The following is a 14607-nucleotide window of genomic DNA, read 5'->3' on the forward strand; positions in this document are numbered from 1 at the left end:
GATGGACACTCGGCCGGAGCCCGACTTTTCCAATACGGGCCATTGAACGAGGAACTTCAATGCGTACCATCGGCTTGATCGGCGGCATGAGCTGGGAATCCAGCGCTGAATATTATCGACTCATCAATCAACAGGTCCGCGACCGCCTCGGCCCGCTGCGCTCGGCGCAAATCCTGATGTACAGCGTCGACTTCGGTCCGGTCGAACAGGCCCAGCATGCCGGGCGCTGGGACGATGCGGCGGCGATTCTAGTGGATGCTGCCCGCAGGCTGCAGGCCGGCGGCGCCGAATGCGTGGTGCTGTGTACCAACACCATGCACAAGGTCGCGGCGCAGATTCAGGCAGCGATCAGTATTCCGTTCCTGCACATTGCCGAACCGGCAGCGCAGGCCGCCCTGAATATTGATGCGCACACGGTGGGCCTGCTCGGCACGGCGTTTACCATGGAGCAGGACTTTCTCAAGCAGCGGCTGATTGCGCAGGGTCTGACGGTACTGGTGCCGGACGACGTCGAGCGCAAGGACGTGCACCGGATCATCTACGACGAATTGTGCGTCGGGGTGATCAGTGACGAATCACGCAAAATCTATCAGCGAGTGATCGAATCGCTGACCGCGCGCGGTGCCCAGGCGATCATCCTCGGCTGCACGGAAATCGGTCTGCTGGTCAAACCCGAACACAGCGCCCTGCCCCTGCTCGACACCACAGAACTGCATGCGCAGGCGGCGGTGGCATTCGCGCTGGGCGACTGACTCGCGCAAAACCTGTGGCAGCGTGCCTTGCCCGCGAAGAACGATGACGCGTAATACCTGAAAAACCGCGGTGAGTTCTTCGCGGGCAAGCCACGCGCCCACAGGATTTTTGGCTTATCGACGACGCAGACGGGCCATGCTCAGGGTGTCGACCCATTGCCCGTCACGCACGGCGTAGTCACGGAACAGGCCCTCGGTCTCGAAGCCGAACTTGCGGTAGAGCCCGATGGCCGCCTCGTTGTCGGCGTACACCGAAAGCTCGACCCGGTGCAGGTTCATCCAGTTGTCCGCCACGTCCAGCGCCGCTGCCAGCAGCTTCGAACCGACGCCCTTGCCCTGCCACGCCAGCGCAACGGCCATGCCGACACTGCCGGCGTGGCTGCGACGAATCCGCGAAAAAGCCTCCAGTCCGAGATGCCCGATCACCGCACCTTGATGCAGCGCCACCAGTTTCACCATCCGCTCATTTTCCGGCATCAGTCGTTGGCGCCAGATCTCGGCAGACTGAAACGGCATCTGCAACACCTGCCGGGTCACGGCCGGGTCGTTGTAAAGCGCGGTGACGCCCTCGACGTGGGATTCGCTGAAGCGTTCGAGGTGAATGGCGGGGTTGTGCTCAGGCATGAAAGATCCCTCCTGGATCAGTGCGTGGCCGGTCACTTTAAACTGCTTCTTCACGGACTCGCCACGACTGTTTAAAGCCGTTGACCGAAACGTCCGGTGAGCCACAACGCCTTGCGCCATTGCCTACGCATCCGCCAGAATCCGCCGGCTTGTACGCCTTGAGGGCCGGCTCTATCGTTTCCGGGTCGCTGATGAATCAGCGATCGGGTTTAGCAGCTCGGCAATTCTCAAGGCACGCTGGTTTCGCCATTTCTGTTTTATGGCGGCTTGCGTGGGGCACTTCGGTGCGCCGGGATCCTTGAGCCTGGACTGCTAACCCGCGTACAGCCGCCACCCCATTCGTTTAGCAGCGATGGATGACGGCTCCATTTCTCAAGGAGCTTCACCATGATCAAACCAACGCCAAACCCACCCGAACCGACACCACCTCGCCTTACGAATCCGTGGATTCGAAGACCTTCCACGAAGCCGCCGAACGCGCCCTCGACCACTACTTCAATCCCCTGCTCCCCAGAAAACCGCTGCTCAAACCCAACACCCGCTACCTCATCGCCCCCGGCATCGACAGCGAAGAACTGCTGGCCGACGCCTGCGAAACCCTGACCTCGGCTAAAACCATGGCCGCCGACTTCGCCGGGCTGGTAGACGGCTCGCATCGGCATGTGCTGCTGGGGATTGCGCAACTGATCATGCTGGCGGAACTGGCGGTGAACCGGGTGCTGGATAATCTGGATGTGGCGGCTGAACCTCAGCCCTGAGTGTTGAAACTGAAACGGCCCCTTCGCGGGCCGTTTTTGCGTCTGCAGGAAAACTGTTCATTGATGACCATTCGTCTTGAAACCACGCTCACCTGTCAGATCTGACAGGTGACGGTTCTTTTCTATCGCGGTGTGATGGGGCACGTCCCGAAGATAGCTACGCACCCTACGCCAGGAGAGCAGCATGAGCACGAGCATCAACATCAATTCGACACAGATCAGCGCCTTGCTCCAGCTATATCCGATGGCCATCCCGGGCGCAGTAGAAAACCTGCAACCGCCAGGGGCCTACCATCTCGGCATTCCCGAAAGCATTCATTCGCCATCCACCAAACTCTTCATGGTGATCGACCCGGTCACGTTGTTTTCTACTCCCTCTGAAGCAGGTAACTCCGTAAGGCTGTGGGTCAACGGCCAGGCGACATCCGTGATCAAGCCGATCAAGCCGGGCGAAGAGAACAACCGCATTTTTATGGAGTTGCTTTGGGGAGTGATGAAGGATGGCCTCAATACGCTGTACTACGAAGTCACCCGGGTCAGCGGTAATAAAGATCAATCCACCCCGATACTGAATGTGCTGTTCAACAACCCGGTCTCCGGTATCACGGTCAGCCATCCGGCCAGCATTGGCCCGGGGCAGCCGGCCACGTTCACCCTCACGCGCGACTACCCGCGCGAATATGACGTGATGACGCTGACCGTGGGGACGTGGAGCAAAACAATTCCCTACGTCCATCCTGCCAACCCGGTTACCTACACCCTGACGACCCTTGACCTCCAGCAGATCGGTGACGGTACTCGTTCAGTGAGCGCCACCAATGAAGATCAACTGAGTAACCTCAGAGTGTCGCCGACGACCTCCATCGTCATCACTGCCAACACACTTGTTTTACCGCCCCCTTCCGTCACAGGGCAGACAGGCAACAACTTCAATCCGACGTTGCAGAATGTCGAGGGAGTGGTGCCTGCGGGCACTTTGCTGCCCAGCGACAAGATCCACTTCGTGTGGGAGGGCGCGATCAGTGCGCCAGGGGCTTCCTTCACCAGTCCGCAACGCCTGGTCAGTGCCGGTCTGAAATTCGTGGTACCGCGCTCGGTGCTGGCCTACAGTCTGGGCAACGGGATCAAGGTCTCCTATGTCATCGAACGCAATGGTGTTACGACCTCGTCGAAAGTCTTGCCACTGAATATCCTGCCATTGCCCGCCACGGCGTTGGTCCCTCCGAAGATTGTGGAAGCGGACGCGAACAACGTGCTGGACGTTATCGCGCTGGGCGCGAAGAACGCGACGATGCACGCCTTGCTCTGGACGCTGATTGCCGATGGCATGCCGTGCTGGCTTTCGCTGGAGGGCAAGAAGGCGGACGGCACGGCGCACAATCTGGTCTTGTGGAATGGTCTGCCGGCGCGGGTCAATCCGACTTGGGTCAGCCAGGGTTTCTGGCCTCAAGCGTTGGTGAACAGTTACTTGAAGCAGCTGGGAGATGGCACTTCACTGATCATCAAGTTCGCGGTGTCGATGGACATGAGCAATGTCAGGGCGACGGCCGTGGAGTTTCCGGATCGGGCCTACATGATCAAGGCTGTGGCACTGGTCGTGCCGACCATCGGCAACGTGAACGAGGACACCGCCACCGGTAAACCTGTTGCGGGCGCAGGATTCACCACAGCGACCACGCTGGTGATTAGAGGCAAGCTGAGCCCTGGCCAGCAGGGCGAGTTGTACGATGGCAGCGGCGCGAGCGCGAAGCCGTTGGGCAAGATGACCGCCAACTCGGCGGGAGACTATTCGATCACCATCACGGTCGCTCAGGGCGCCCATCGGTTCTACATTCAGTCGCTGTATCACCCCGGGACTGTGTACTCCAATGTCTGGACCCTGACTGTGGTGGCCAACGTCAACGCAATCATTGACTGGATAAAAGAAAACAGCGCCACCGGTGCACTCGTTCCGAAGGGAGGGTCGACCACGGCGACCACGCTGGTGATCAGCGGTAAAGCGAGTGCCGGTCACACGCTCCAGTTGCTGGATCATGCTGCCTTTAAAGCCACGATCCCGGTCGATGTTAAAGGCGTTTACACTTACACACTCACGGGCCAGGCACCGGGGGAGCACAGTTATACGGTAAAAGCGAATTATGGGAGTGGAGTGGAGTCTTCAGCGTGGGCTCTCAGAATTATCCTGTTTTCTCCACTATATGATCTGACTGACTTTAATGATCTATCAATGCGTGGTTGGATAAAAGGTCCTGCAGGTAGGGAACTCCAATTCTGGCCTACTCAAGATCGCCCTGGATATCATTTATTTAACAATACTTCCGGCTCGGGCTCTCATGCTGGAACAGTGTTGTCGAAGGAATTTGAGGTTTTCAGCGGACGAACATATGAATTTAGAGTAACCGCAAAAAAAGTTAATCCCGGCACACCTAATGATGCACTTTTAGTTTTGTACATTGGAAATAGTGCTTCTTCAACATTTAGAATTTCCAGTAATCCGTTTCAGGATTATTCATTTAGAGCTGCGGCCCTGACAACGGGAAAAATTGCTTTTCAGATTGTCAATCTTCAAAGTGCTATGGATGGTAACGACTATGATATTGATAGCCTTCTGGTTCGATCATTGTGATTTTTTTAGGGAATGATAAAGGGGACGCATTTATTTAATTCTGAAGCGCTCGAAGTGAATGGCGGGGTCGTGCTCAGGCATGAGAAATCCCTCCTGGATCAGTGCGTGGCCGCTCAATGTAAACCGCTTCTTCACGGATTCGCCACGACTGTTTAAAGCCGTTGACCGAAACGTCCGGTAAGCCACAACGCCTTGCGCCATTGCCTACGCATCCGCCAGAATCCGCCGGCTTGTACGCCTTGAGGGTGGGCTCTATCGTCTCCGGGTCGCTGATGAATCAGCGATCGGGTCTCGCAGCCCGCGATCTCTAGACGCACAACATCCTCCAGTTTTATGGCGGCTGTACGTGGGAGACCCTCGGGTCTGCCGGTTCTAGAGTCCCGGTCTGCGACCCGCGTATAGCTGCCCCCCCTTCGTATCGCAGCGAATCGTGGCGGCTCCATGACTCTGGAGATTCAATCATGATCAAACCAACACCAAACCCACCCGAAACCGACTCGACCTCGCCCTACGAAACCCTCGATTCAAAGAAATTCCACGAAGCCGCCGACCGCGCCCTCGACCACTACCTCAATCCGTTCCACCCCAGAAAGCCGCTGCTCAAACCCATCACCCGCTACCTCATCGCCCCCGGCGTCCCGAATGAAGAACTGCTGGCCGACGCCTGCGAAAACCTGACCTCGGCCAAAACCCTGGCCAGCGATTTTGCCGGGATGATCGATACGCCGCGGCGGCATGTGCTGCTGGGCATCGGGCAACTGATCATGCTGGCGGAACTGGCGGTGAACCGGGTGCTGGATAATCTGGATGTGGCGGCTGAACCTCAGCCCTGAGTGATGAAACCAAAACGGCCCCGCATGGGCCGTTTTCGCGTCTGTAGGAAAACCGTTCTCCGACGACCATTCGTCTTGAAACAGCGCTCACCTGTCAGATCTGACAGGTGACGCTTTCACGTATCCAGCGTTTGATGACGCCTGCATCCCTACCTCGCCGGAGCATCGACATGACTACGCCTACCTCACTGCAAAACACCAATCTGGTGCTGGCACCTCCTTTCGTGCAGGGCGCCACTGATTCAGTTATCGGCGCGCGCATCGGTGTCCCGCTTGCCATTTACAATCTGGTGCCCGACGGCCTGGGCGCGAGAGTTCGAATCGATCCGCCACTGGCAGGCACGGTCGATCCGACTGATACCATCGTGCTGAAGCTAAAGGGTGAGGTGGCGCCACTGGACAGCAAGCCTGTCGGCAACCCGGACGCCCCGATTGAAATGCGTATTCCAGTGGGGCGACTGCACTCCGACCGAGTCAACGAGCTGTACTACGAAATTTTTCGCAACAGCCAGAACTTCAGCTCTTCCACGCCGATGCTGGAAGCGCTCTTCAACATGATCCGGCCTGGCTTGAAAGACGTCCGCCCCGATATCGTGGGCCATTCCGAACTCGGCATGACGCTGCCTGACGAGATCAAGAATGGCGTCGGGCCAGGGTTTGTCAGCGCACAGGTGTGCTTCACCTATCCCTATTGCCGGGCCTACGACACGATCACACTCAAGTGCAATGGGGAGATCGTCACTTTCGAAGTGGGCGCCAACGACGCACCGCAACCACCTGACCCCGGCTCGCCGGCACCGACCACCGTGTGTTTTATCGTGGATCGCGCATTCCTCGACAAGGCCATCAGGCCGAGCGGCAAACTGGACTTTTCATTCACCGTGACTGACCAACTCCTCAATACACCCGACCCCGACGCCGTGTGGTCAGCCTCGCAAACCGTCGACGAGGACCTGGACGGCAAACGCTTGCAGGGGGTGATCTATCGTGAACGCCCGAACGATCCTGGCGATGTGTCCGAGATCATCGACCTGGAGTTACTGGGTACCAATCGACTGCAAGTGATTGTGCTGACCAACGACCCGCGCCTGCTTGCGGGGGATGTCATCGATGGAACCTATACGGCAAGCGCTGAAGGTAAACTCGACGTCGTGGTGCCGTTGAAGGGAGTTGTGGAAGCCGACGAGTTCGGACAGAAAAAGGTCTTGATCCTGTGGGTAGACAATAACAAGGTGATCGCCGGCAGCACAGTGAAGAGCATGTATGCGGTGCTGCGCAATGGCACATCTATCGGCCAATCGGTCGCGGCCATGGCCCGAGTGGTGGGTGAAGGGTTACCGGATCTGCTGCCACCACGTTTTCAGAAATCGGTGGGTGGTGTTCTGGACCCGTTGGATCCCGCTAACCTGAAAGGTGCAAACGGCCAGGTGGAAGTGCTCGGTTTCCGTTCAGGCGATGTCGTAAAACTGATTGGCTCTTGGGCTGGCTCACCGACATTCGATTTCAAACCATTGAATTCCGCAAGCCGGGCCAACTTTCCTTTGGACAGCGCATTTCTCGCGGCGAACATGGGTAAACAGTTGAAGTTACGTTATGTACTGCAACGTAGTGGCAAGCTGTACGACTCGCAAGTACTGGACGCCTCAGTAAAGAGAATTGCGGATCACGATCCGAGACTGCCTGTGCCGACGATTGATGGGAACGACACATCTAACCTGGACGCTACAAAACTGCTTCCGTCCTCCGTGCTTCAGTTGCCGGCGTATGCACATCAAGTGTCGGGACAGAGCGGATGGTTACGCTATGAGGGGGTGGACAGCAAGGGTAATCCGGTCTTCCACGACGACCTGAATGGTGACGCCCTGAGCGCCGGACCGGGACTGGTCCGGCCTGTACCGTTGACTTGGTTGCAAGGGCTCATGGATGGCAGTGTGTTCACCATCCTGTTCAGTTTGAACTATGACGGGGTGGCCAATGCGGGATTGGCGGTGAAGTTTCCGGTTCGCAGTTACACCGTTCAGGCACAGCCTGAGGTCGTGGTGGCGTTTCTCAATGCGCCTTACACCGCTACGACGGGCGAACAGGTGACGGGGATTGAACTGCTTGTCACTCAGGCAGGGCTGCCCAGTGCAGGACAGACTGTCACCATCACCTTGCCACAGGGGACGACGTTTGCCGGAGGGGCGGGAACCAAGGACTTCGTGACCGGCGTTGACGGGAAGATAGCGGTTAATGGGGTTAAGGCGGGGAGTGTGGAAGGGGATCATTCAATTACTGCTGTCAGTGGTAGAGCAACGGCCAGCGCGAGGTTGAGCATTCGTGCGGATGAAGGAGAAGTGATCGATCATACGGACTTCACTAATGGTACAAATGGTTGGTCGGTTCATAGCGGAGCTCAGACATTAATGAAGGAAGGCCAAGATGGATTCTTACGATTCATCTCCGGTACCAATTCCCTCTCAGCCATTACTAAGACATTCAGCTTAACCAAAGGAAAATACCAACTCACAATAACAGCGAGAACGACTCATCAAACTTCGAACTTATGGTATCTTTTCCATAATGCCTGGGCAACAGCGCCGCTCGGCACATTCTGGAGCGAAGTTAGCAGCGAACTAACCTTAAGCGCAGACGTAAATAAATCCGTATCTTGCGGCTTTCCACGGGCAGGTACCAATGGCAATCTGGGCGACATAACCTCTATAAAAATTATAAAACTAAAGGCCAATTAACCCGACACATCTAATACAGCAAAAAAAATGAAAAATGGACAAGGAAAAAGTGGACGGACTTATTAAATTAATCCCGTCTTTTTTACGAGAAAATAAAAGGTGACGGATTTATTTGGCTGCAATAAAAGCAAATAAACGGGACGGATTTATTTAACTGGATAAATCCGTCTTTTTTACCGTTATTCAAACCACTCCCCACGTTCGCTAAACGTCCGCCGAATCAACTCCACGAGCACCTGTACCTCTTCAACACCCTGCGAGTCACTGTTCACCGCCAACCACGCCTGCAACCGCATCGCCTCCTCAAACAACCCCGGCAAAGCCACCAACCCGCGATCAAACCGGCTCATGTACATCGGCAACAAACCAATGCAAGCGCTGCACCGGATCATTTCCAGCATCAGCTCGTAAGACTGCATCTGCACCACCCCGGCCAAGCGCTGTTCGACGAGATTGTTCCACGGCCGGAAGCTATCGATCTGCCGGTCATGCTGCCATTGCACCAGCATGAAATCGGCAAGATCATCCGGGCTCCCTGGCCGTGCGGTCACGCGGGAATAGCGTTTGGCAATGTGCGGCTGGTATACCAGTTGCGCGAGGCGTTGTGGTTCGCTGGTGGCGAAGGTCGGGCCGGGGTATGGGGTTTCACCATGGGCGAGCCACAGCACGATGTCGGCGCTGACGGCGCGCAGAGCCAGTTCGCTGTCGAGGGCGATGATCTCGAGGCGCACGCTGGCGTTGCGGCGCAGCAGTGCGATGAGGTCGCGGCCGAGGATGTCATGCAGGATAGATTCGGCGACCGCCAGCCTGATCAGGGGTTGCTCGATCACCGGCAATTTGCGTTCGTGGGCCAGCGCGATCAGTTGCGCCTGCAATTGCTGGCCTTCGCGGGTCAGGCTCAAAGCGCTGCCCTGAAAGCTGAACAGCGCGCATTGCAGTTGTTGTTCGAGCTGCGCCAGTTGTTTGCGCAGCAGGGTCGAGCGCACGTTGAGGCTGCGGGCGGCCTGCATGAAGCAGCCGCAACGGGCGCTGACCAGAAAGTATTGCGCGACCTCGGCATCGATGCTCGCGGCTTGCGCGAGCCACGACTCGTGCTCGCCCTGTGCCCAGCGATAGTCGGGGCTACCCTGTCGTCCTGCGGGTTCGGTGAATGACATCGATGACTCCCTGTCGATCTTTGTTGTTGATGCTTCCGGCGCGGTATGGAACGTCTGAACCTGTGAAGATCCTGTGGGAGCTGGCTTGCCAGCGATGGGGGACTCACATCCAGCCCCTGTGTTGCCTGACACTCCGCCATCGCTGGCAAGCCAGCTCCCACAGGGTTATTGGTGGGTTTCGAGGACCTTGTTCAGCTCGGCCCCGTCGATACTCAGCGTTGCGGTATTGAGCATCCCGTCCAGATACGCCTGGGCAATCTGCTCCTGCCGTTGCGCCCGCAAGGCCTGGGTCAGTTGATCGCGCAATTCATCCAGAGTCGCGGTACGCGCCGGTTGCTGTTCGGTGAGTTTGATCACATGGAAACCGGCTGCGCTCTGCACCGGGTCGGACACCGCGCCGACCTTCAACTTCGCCACCACGCCCCGCACCTCCGGCACCAGTTGCTGCAACGGTTGCAGCCCGCTGTCGCCGCCGCGTTCGGCGGTCAGCCGATCCTGCGAGTACTGAGTCGCCAGCGCGGCAAAATCCCCCGGCGTGCCCTGAGCTTTCTTGCTCAGCTCGGCCGCCTGTTTGCGCACAGCGTCCAGGCTCTGGGCATCCGGCACCGCGAGGAAAATCTGGCTGACCCGATACAACGGCGGGGTCATCCAGTTGGCTTTGCCGGCGTCGTACGCCTGTTGCAACTCGGCCGTACTCGGATAGTCCGCCGGCACGGTGCTGACCGAGCGCAGGTAATCGCGAAAGACGATCTGTTCGCTGGCCGCGCGGGTTTGCCGCACCACGTCCGGACGCTGCGCCCAGCCCTGAGCGTCGGCCTGCTCGAGCACGGCTTTCTCCGCCAGACGGGTACGAATCCAGCGCTCCAGTGCTTCACGGTTGCCGCGCAGTTGCTCGGCACTTGCCGGTGGCAATGTCGCCAGCAACGCCTGCAACTCCTGCGGCGTCACCTGCTGATTGCCCAGTCGCGCCACGGCCGGCCCCGCAGCAACCGCCGCCAACGGCGACGATTGCTGGGCGGCAACCGGGTCAGTACCCGGTCGCAGCACCAGCGCCACGGCTACCACCAACAGCGCCACTGCCCCGGCGCCGATCACCATGGCAGGCTTTTTCACAGCGCGACTTCCTCTTGCTCAGCGGTAGCGACTTTGGCTGTCGAGGCTTGCGCGGCCTGGGTGAAATCACGCAGGTAGACGATGAATTCCTGCAGCAAACGGTCCCACAGCTCCAGGCTGCCACGCAGGTGATCGTTGCTCACACCCGCCGCGACCACCACGTCCATTTCCATCACCAGAAACTCGCCCTGCAACGACAACCGGGCAAAACGCCGGGTGGCGTTCCACTGCTCGGCCACACCTTGTGGCAACTCACCTTGCACCCGCAGCGCACAGCTGAAGGTGAAATCGACATAGCTGCCCTGCTCCACCGCCGGGTTGCCGAAACGCACGGCATAACCGATGCCCTGACTGGCGCTGAGCAACTGCACGATGCCGTTCTGTTCCGTCTGGTTGACGCGATAACCGGCCGCTTGCAGGACTTCGGTCAGGGATTGCGGGGATACATGGCTGATCAATTGAGTCATGACTTCTTCCTTGTTTGTTAATCAATGCGCGAGCACAGCTTGCGGCGCGTCGAATTGAGTCTTGTAGAGCTCGTCACCGAACCCCTGGGCCAGTTCATCGAACTTGACCCGGGCGCTGCCCGCAAAGGGCTGGCGGATCTTCATCACCTCGGCGACATCGATGTTTTCGTAAGCGCTGAGGATCTGTTTGGCGACGCCGTACATCTGCTGATTCTTGACTGAACATTGCTGCACTTGTGTGTCACGTTCAGCCAATTGCGCTTGAAGCTTAGACCGTTCTGCCTCTTTGGCACGGGCCATGACCAGCAACTCGTCGTAGGCCTTCTTGAACTTGCCGACCTGTTCGCTACTGGCGGCGACTTGCGCTTGGGCCTGGTTGTGCAGGTTCTGCTGCTGGCCGGCCAACTGCTCGGCCAGGCCTTTAGCCTTGGCCAGTTCAGCGGTCAATTGCTTGATCTGCGCCTGCGCGGCCTTGGCCTCATTCTGCGCCGCCAGTTGCGCGGCGCTGGCCTGGGCCTGCTGGCTCTGCAGGGTCTGCAACTGCTGGGTGGTGCTGCGCAACTGGGTGCGCAGACGCTCCTCCATGCCTTCGGCGTGCGCGCCGTGCGCGATGAAAAAACTCAGCCCCAACCATAAAACTCGTGCGTGCATGACCGTACTCCCGGCGCCTTAGAAGCGCGTATTGATCTCAAGCTGCAAGACGTCGATGTCGAACGGCGCACCGTACACGGCTTCGGTGCTCATCCAGCGACCGGTGGCGTAGACGTTCTTCGCCAGACCGTAGTTGCCGCCGAGGATATAGCCCTTGGCGTTGGTGCCGCCGAGGTGGAACGACGAGTCGTTGAAGCCATCAGGCAAGGCGTCCGGCTGGATGTACTTGTAGCCGGCGAACAGGTTCCAGTCGCCCTGCTTCTTCAGGTCCAGCGCGTTGCCGAGGGTGAACTGGACCATCCACGCATTGGCGCCGCTTTCGATCTCGCCGTTGCTGTTGAGGTTGTTGACAATCTGCCCTTCCGAGCGTTTGCGCATGTCGCCTTCGTCGTAACCGAGGTTGTGGATGTAGTTGCCCTGGCTGCGCAATTTGAAGTCTTGTGGCAGATCGGCGTCCCATACCAGGTTCAGGTCGAGCAGGTTGAACTCCGAGGCGAGACCGACGAATTGTGGCTGCGGCGTGGTGGTCGGGTTGGCCGGGTTCGGCGTGATGTCGCGCAGCAGGAACACGCTGTTGCCTTTCTGCATGAACGCCGCCCGAGTGCCGTCGGTGTCGCAGCCCGGGGCGCCGGCCCACGGTGCGCAAGGGCTGGAACGCTGCCCCTGAATGTCGTCGAAACGGTAGTAAGCCAACGCGCCCTTGAGGCGGTTGTTGCTGTTGATTGCCCACTTGGCGCCGAGCTGCGCACCGTACAGCCACTTGTTGTCGCTTTCTTCCTTGTCGAAGCCATTGCTGGTGCTGGTGTCGTTGGTGTAATCCACCGGGAACGCGCCGACGGTGCCGAACACACCCCAGTCGCGGTTGAGCTTGTGATCGAAAATCGCCGCCACGCCGTCGAAGTTGAGGTCGTTGGAGTACAGCATGTCGGTGGACATGAACGGGTTGGCGAAACGCCCGCCGGTCAGGGTCAGCTCATCGGTCGGCTTCCAGTTCAGGTAACCCTGATCGAGCCAGATGTCTTTCTTGGCGAAGCCGCCGCCGAGGTTCTGCGTGGTCGACACCGGGTTGTTGTCCGAGCCGGTGCCGATGCGGATGCCGGCAGTCCATTCCGGCGAGATCACCGCTTTCATCCCTAGCCGCGCGCGCAGCCGGAACAGGTTGGTGCGGTCTTCACGGGTATTGAGCAACGGCGGCAGGTTGGTGCTGCTGTTGGGGTTCACGTCGTACGGGCCGTTGTTGTTGAGTTTGGCGAAGTCGACGATTTCGTTGCTGTTGCTGCCCGAGTAGTAGCGCGATTCGTCACGCAGACGAATGTCGCCGTCGAAGCTGATGCGCGATGCCCAGTCCGGGAAGGTATTGGGCGCGGCCCAGTTTTCCTGCTTGGCGGTGGCCATGACTTCGGCCTTGACCTGATCGCGGATCTGATCGCGCACTGCGGCCGGCACATACTGCACGCGCACATCGCCCGGTGCCGCTACCGGTCCGACCGCTACGGCGGTGGAAGTGGCGGCCTGTTTGGCCTGCGCCGCTTCGTTCTGCGCCTGAGCGATCAGCGCGTCGGCCTTGTCCTGTTTCAGAATGCCCTGCTCGACCAGCAAGCGGATCAGATTGATCGTGGCGTTCTCCGAAGGCGCAGGCGCTGCCGCGGCCTGACCGACCAGGGTCGCGATGACCATGCCGACCGCCAGGGACAATCGATTCACGTTGGAAATCATCTGCACACAACTCCTTTTCATACAGCTTTATGAATTCGGTTAACCCGGACGCCGCCCTTGCAGGGACAGGCGCACAGGCAAGGTGATGGAGGCCGGTGGCCGTTCGCTCAGATGCGGCGCGTTACGCAATGCGGCCAGCACCTGAGTGTCGATCTCGGGCTTGCCGCTGGACTTGACCAGCTCGACCCGGGTGATTTCGCCGACGCTGCTCAGCCACACATCGGCCTGCAGCGAAAACGCAAGGTTGCGCAGGTCCGGGTTCTCGCGCAGCAAACGCTGGAAGGTGAACGCCAGGAACTGGCTGTAGGTGCCGGTACCCAAGCGTCCGCCACCCGCTCCGGCCATACCGCCGCCCTTGCCGGCGCCGATGTTGAAAGCGTCATTGCCGCTCTGGGCGTCGCCGTCGATTTGCATCGGGTTGGCCAGATCGTCCGCCGGTGATGGCGGCGCCTCCTCCTCGGGCTTGACCTCTTGCGGCTCGGGCGTTGGCTCGGGCTCGACGACTTTTTCTTCCACCGGGGTTTCCGGTTCCGGCGGTTTTTCCGGAGGTGGCGGTGGTGGTGGCGGCAACGGAATGATCGTCGGCACCTTCGGCGCTTCACGGCGGATGCCGCTCATGTCATTGGCCCACTGCCACAGGAACCACGCGGCGAACGCGCCCAGCAGCAGCCCGGCGCCCCACTTCAGGTAACGCAACGGCGAGCGCTTCACCGGCAGCGGCTCAATCGGAAGTTGTGCGGTCATCACTCAACCCTGCGTCGGTTTGCCGGTCACCAGACCGACCTGAGACAGTTCGAGCCGGCGCAGCAGATCCAGCACTTCAATGACCTTCTGGTACTGCACCGTGGCGTCGCCGCGCACGATCACCGGGAAGTCCGGGTTCTGCGCTTTCTCGATGCGCAGGCGCTCTTCCAACTCCGGCAGGGTCACCGGGTAGGCATCGAGGAACACCTGACCGCCATCATTGACCGAAATCGCCTTGGTCTTGGCCTCCGACAGCGACACCGCGGCGCTGGCCTTGGGCAGGTTGATCTGGATCCCGGAGACCTGCGCCGTGGCAGTGAGGATGAACATCACCAGCACCACCATCAGCACGTCCACCAGTGGCGTGATGTTGATGCTGTCCACCGCTGCATCTTCGTCATCGTCGTGGGAGGCATTTACGGACGCCATGGCAA

The 14607-nt window shown here is 59.1% G+C and carries 12 protein-coding genes and 1 pseudogene; 5 read left to right on the forward strand and 8 right to left on the reverse strand.

The window, feature by feature from the left end:
* The first annotated feature begins 59 nt into the window (after positions 1 to 59).
* Positions 60 to 752 carry an aspartate/glutamate racemase family protein gene (locus tag L6D63_RS04165; RefSeq protein WP_131670342.1) on the forward strand — a complete coding sequence of 231 codons (693 nt, stop codon included), beginning with the start codon at positions 60 to 62 and terminating at the stop codon, positions 750 to 752.
* A gap of 114 nt (positions 753 to 866) precedes the next feature.
* On the opposite strand, the gene L6D63_RS04170 is transcribed toward L6D63_RS04165, so the two are convergent.
* Entirely contained in the window at positions 867 to 1376 is a 510-nt protein-coding gene (locus L6D63_RS04170) for a GNAT family N-acetyltransferase (protein ID WP_047294132.1), read from the reverse strand.
* Between the two features lie 387 nt (positions 1377 to 1763).
* Between L6D63_RS04170 and L6D63_RS04175 the strand changes: the two are divergent.
* The 4 genes and pseudogenes from L6D63_RS04175 (at position 1764) to L6D63_RS04190 (ending at position 8325) form a co-directional block, all read left to right on the forward strand.
* Positions 1764 to 2134: pseudogene (locus L6D63_RS04175) on the forward strand (DUF6124 family protein).
* A 184-nt stretch (positions 2135 to 2318) separates the two neighbouring features.
* A complete protein-coding gene (locus L6D63_RS04180; RefSeq protein WP_131670341.1) occupies positions 2319 to 4760 on the forward strand; it encodes a hypothetical protein in 2442 nt (813 codons plus the stop codon).
* Positions 4761 to 5221: 461 nt separating this feature from the next.
* Positions 5222 to 5593, forward strand: a complete 372-nt coding sequence (locus L6D63_RS04185) for a DUF6124 family protein (protein ID WP_131670340.1) — start codon at positions 5222 to 5224, stop codon at positions 5591 to 5593.
* A 170-nt stretch (positions 5594 to 5763) separates the two neighbouring features.
* Positions 5764 to 8325: a hypothetical protein gene (locus tag L6D63_RS04190; protein ID WP_131670339.1), complete on the forward strand. Its 2562-nt coding sequence runs from the start codon at positions 5764 to 5766 to the stop codon at positions 8323 to 8325.
* A gap of 179 nt (positions 8326 to 8504) precedes the next feature.
* Here the strand turns inward: L6D63_RS04190 and L6D63_RS04195 are convergent, their stop codons facing one another.
* From L6D63_RS04195 to L6D63_RS04225, 7 genes are all read right to left on the reverse strand, one after another.
* Entirely contained in the window at positions 8505 to 9482 is a 978-nt protein-coding gene (locus tag L6D63_RS04195; RefSeq protein ID WP_131670338.1) for a LysR family transcriptional regulator, read from the reverse strand.
* 165 nt (positions 9483 to 9647) lie between these two features.
* Complete coding sequence (locus tag L6D63_RS04200; protein ID WP_131670337.1) at positions 9648 to 10595, reverse strand: peptidylprolyl isomerase; 948 nt, start codon at positions 10593 to 10595, stop codon at positions 9648 to 9650.
* Complete coding sequence (locus L6D63_RS04205) at positions 10592 to 11062, reverse strand: YbjN domain-containing protein (RefSeq protein ID WP_095666689.1); 471 nt, start codon at positions 11060 to 11062, stop codon at positions 10592 to 10594. Before L6D63_RS04205 ends, L6D63_RS04200 begins: the two co-directional genes overlap by 4 nt.
* 21 nt (positions 11063 to 11083) lie before the next feature.
* Positions 11084 to 11713, reverse strand: a complete 630-nt coding sequence (locus L6D63_RS04210; protein ID WP_131670336.1) for a DNA repair protein — start codon at positions 11711 to 11713, stop codon at positions 11084 to 11086.
* An 18-nt stretch (positions 11714 to 11731) separates the two neighbouring features.
* Positions 11732 to 13429, reverse strand: coding sequence for a putative porin (locus L6D63_RS04215; RefSeq protein ID WP_131670335.1), 1698 nt, complete (start codon positions 13427 to 13429; stop codon positions 11732 to 11734).
* A 39-nt stretch (positions 13430 to 13468) separates the two neighbouring features.
* On the reverse strand, positions 13469 to 14173 hold the full coding sequence (locus L6D63_RS04220) for an energy transducer TonB family protein (protein WP_047294116.1): 705 nt from the start codon (positions 14171 to 14173) through the stop codon (positions 13469 to 13471).
* Between the two features lie 3 nt (positions 14174 to 14176).
* Positions 14177 to 14602 (reverse strand): ExbD/TolR family protein, encoded by a 426-nt coding sequence (locus L6D63_RS04225; protein WP_007955109.1) that lies wholly within the window; start codon positions 14600 to 14602, stop codon positions 14177 to 14179.
* Positions 14603 to 14607 lie beyond the last annotated feature (5 nt).

Source organism: Pseudomonas parakoreensis (genome assembly GCF_021602155.1).
GTDB classification, from domain to species: domain Bacteria; phylum Pseudomonadota; class Gammaproteobacteria; order Pseudomonadales; family Pseudomonadaceae; genus Aquipseudomonas; species Aquipseudomonas parakoreensis.

Coding starts and splice junctions, on each gene's coding strand:
- L6D63_RS04165 (WP_131670342.1), top strand. CDS start 60: ATGCGTACCATCGGCTTGATCGGCGGCATGAGCTGGGAATCCAGCGCT.
- L6D63_RS04170 (WP_047294132.1), bottom strand. CDS start 1,376: ATGCCTGAGCACAACCCCGCCATTCACCTCGAACGCTTCAGCGAATCC.
- L6D63_RS04180 (WP_131670341.1), top strand. CDS start 2,319: ATGAGCACGAGCATCAACATCAATTCGACACAGATCAGCGCCTTGCTC.
- L6D63_RS04185 (WP_131670340.1), top strand. CDS start 5,222: ATGATCAAACCAACACCAAACCCACCCGAAACCGACTCGACCTCGCCC.
- L6D63_RS04190 (WP_131670339.1), top strand. CDS start 5,764: ATGACTACGCCTACCTCACTGCAAAACACCAATCTGGTGCTGGCACCT.
- L6D63_RS04195 (WP_131670338.1), bottom strand. CDS start 9,482: ATGTCATTCACCGAACCCGCAGGACGACAGGGTAGCCCCGACTATCGC.
- L6D63_RS04205 (WP_095666689.1), bottom strand. CDS start 11,062: ATGACTCAATTGATCAGCCATGTATCCCCGCAATCCCTGACCGAAGTC.
- L6D63_RS04210 (WP_131670336.1), bottom strand. CDS start 11,713: ATGCACGCACGAGTTTTATGGTTGGGGCTGAGTTTTTTCATCGCGCAC.
- L6D63_RS04215 (WP_131670335.1), bottom strand. CDS start 13,429: ATGATTTCCAACGTGAATCGATTGTCCCTGGCGGTCGGCATGGTCATC.
- L6D63_RS04220 (WP_047294116.1), bottom strand. CDS start 14,173: ATGACCGCACAACTTCCGATTGAGCCGCTGCCGGTGAAGCGCTCGCCG.
- L6D63_RS04225 (WP_007955109.1), bottom strand. CDS start 14,602: ATGGCGTCCGTAAATGCCTCCCACGACGATGACGAAGATGCAGCGGTG.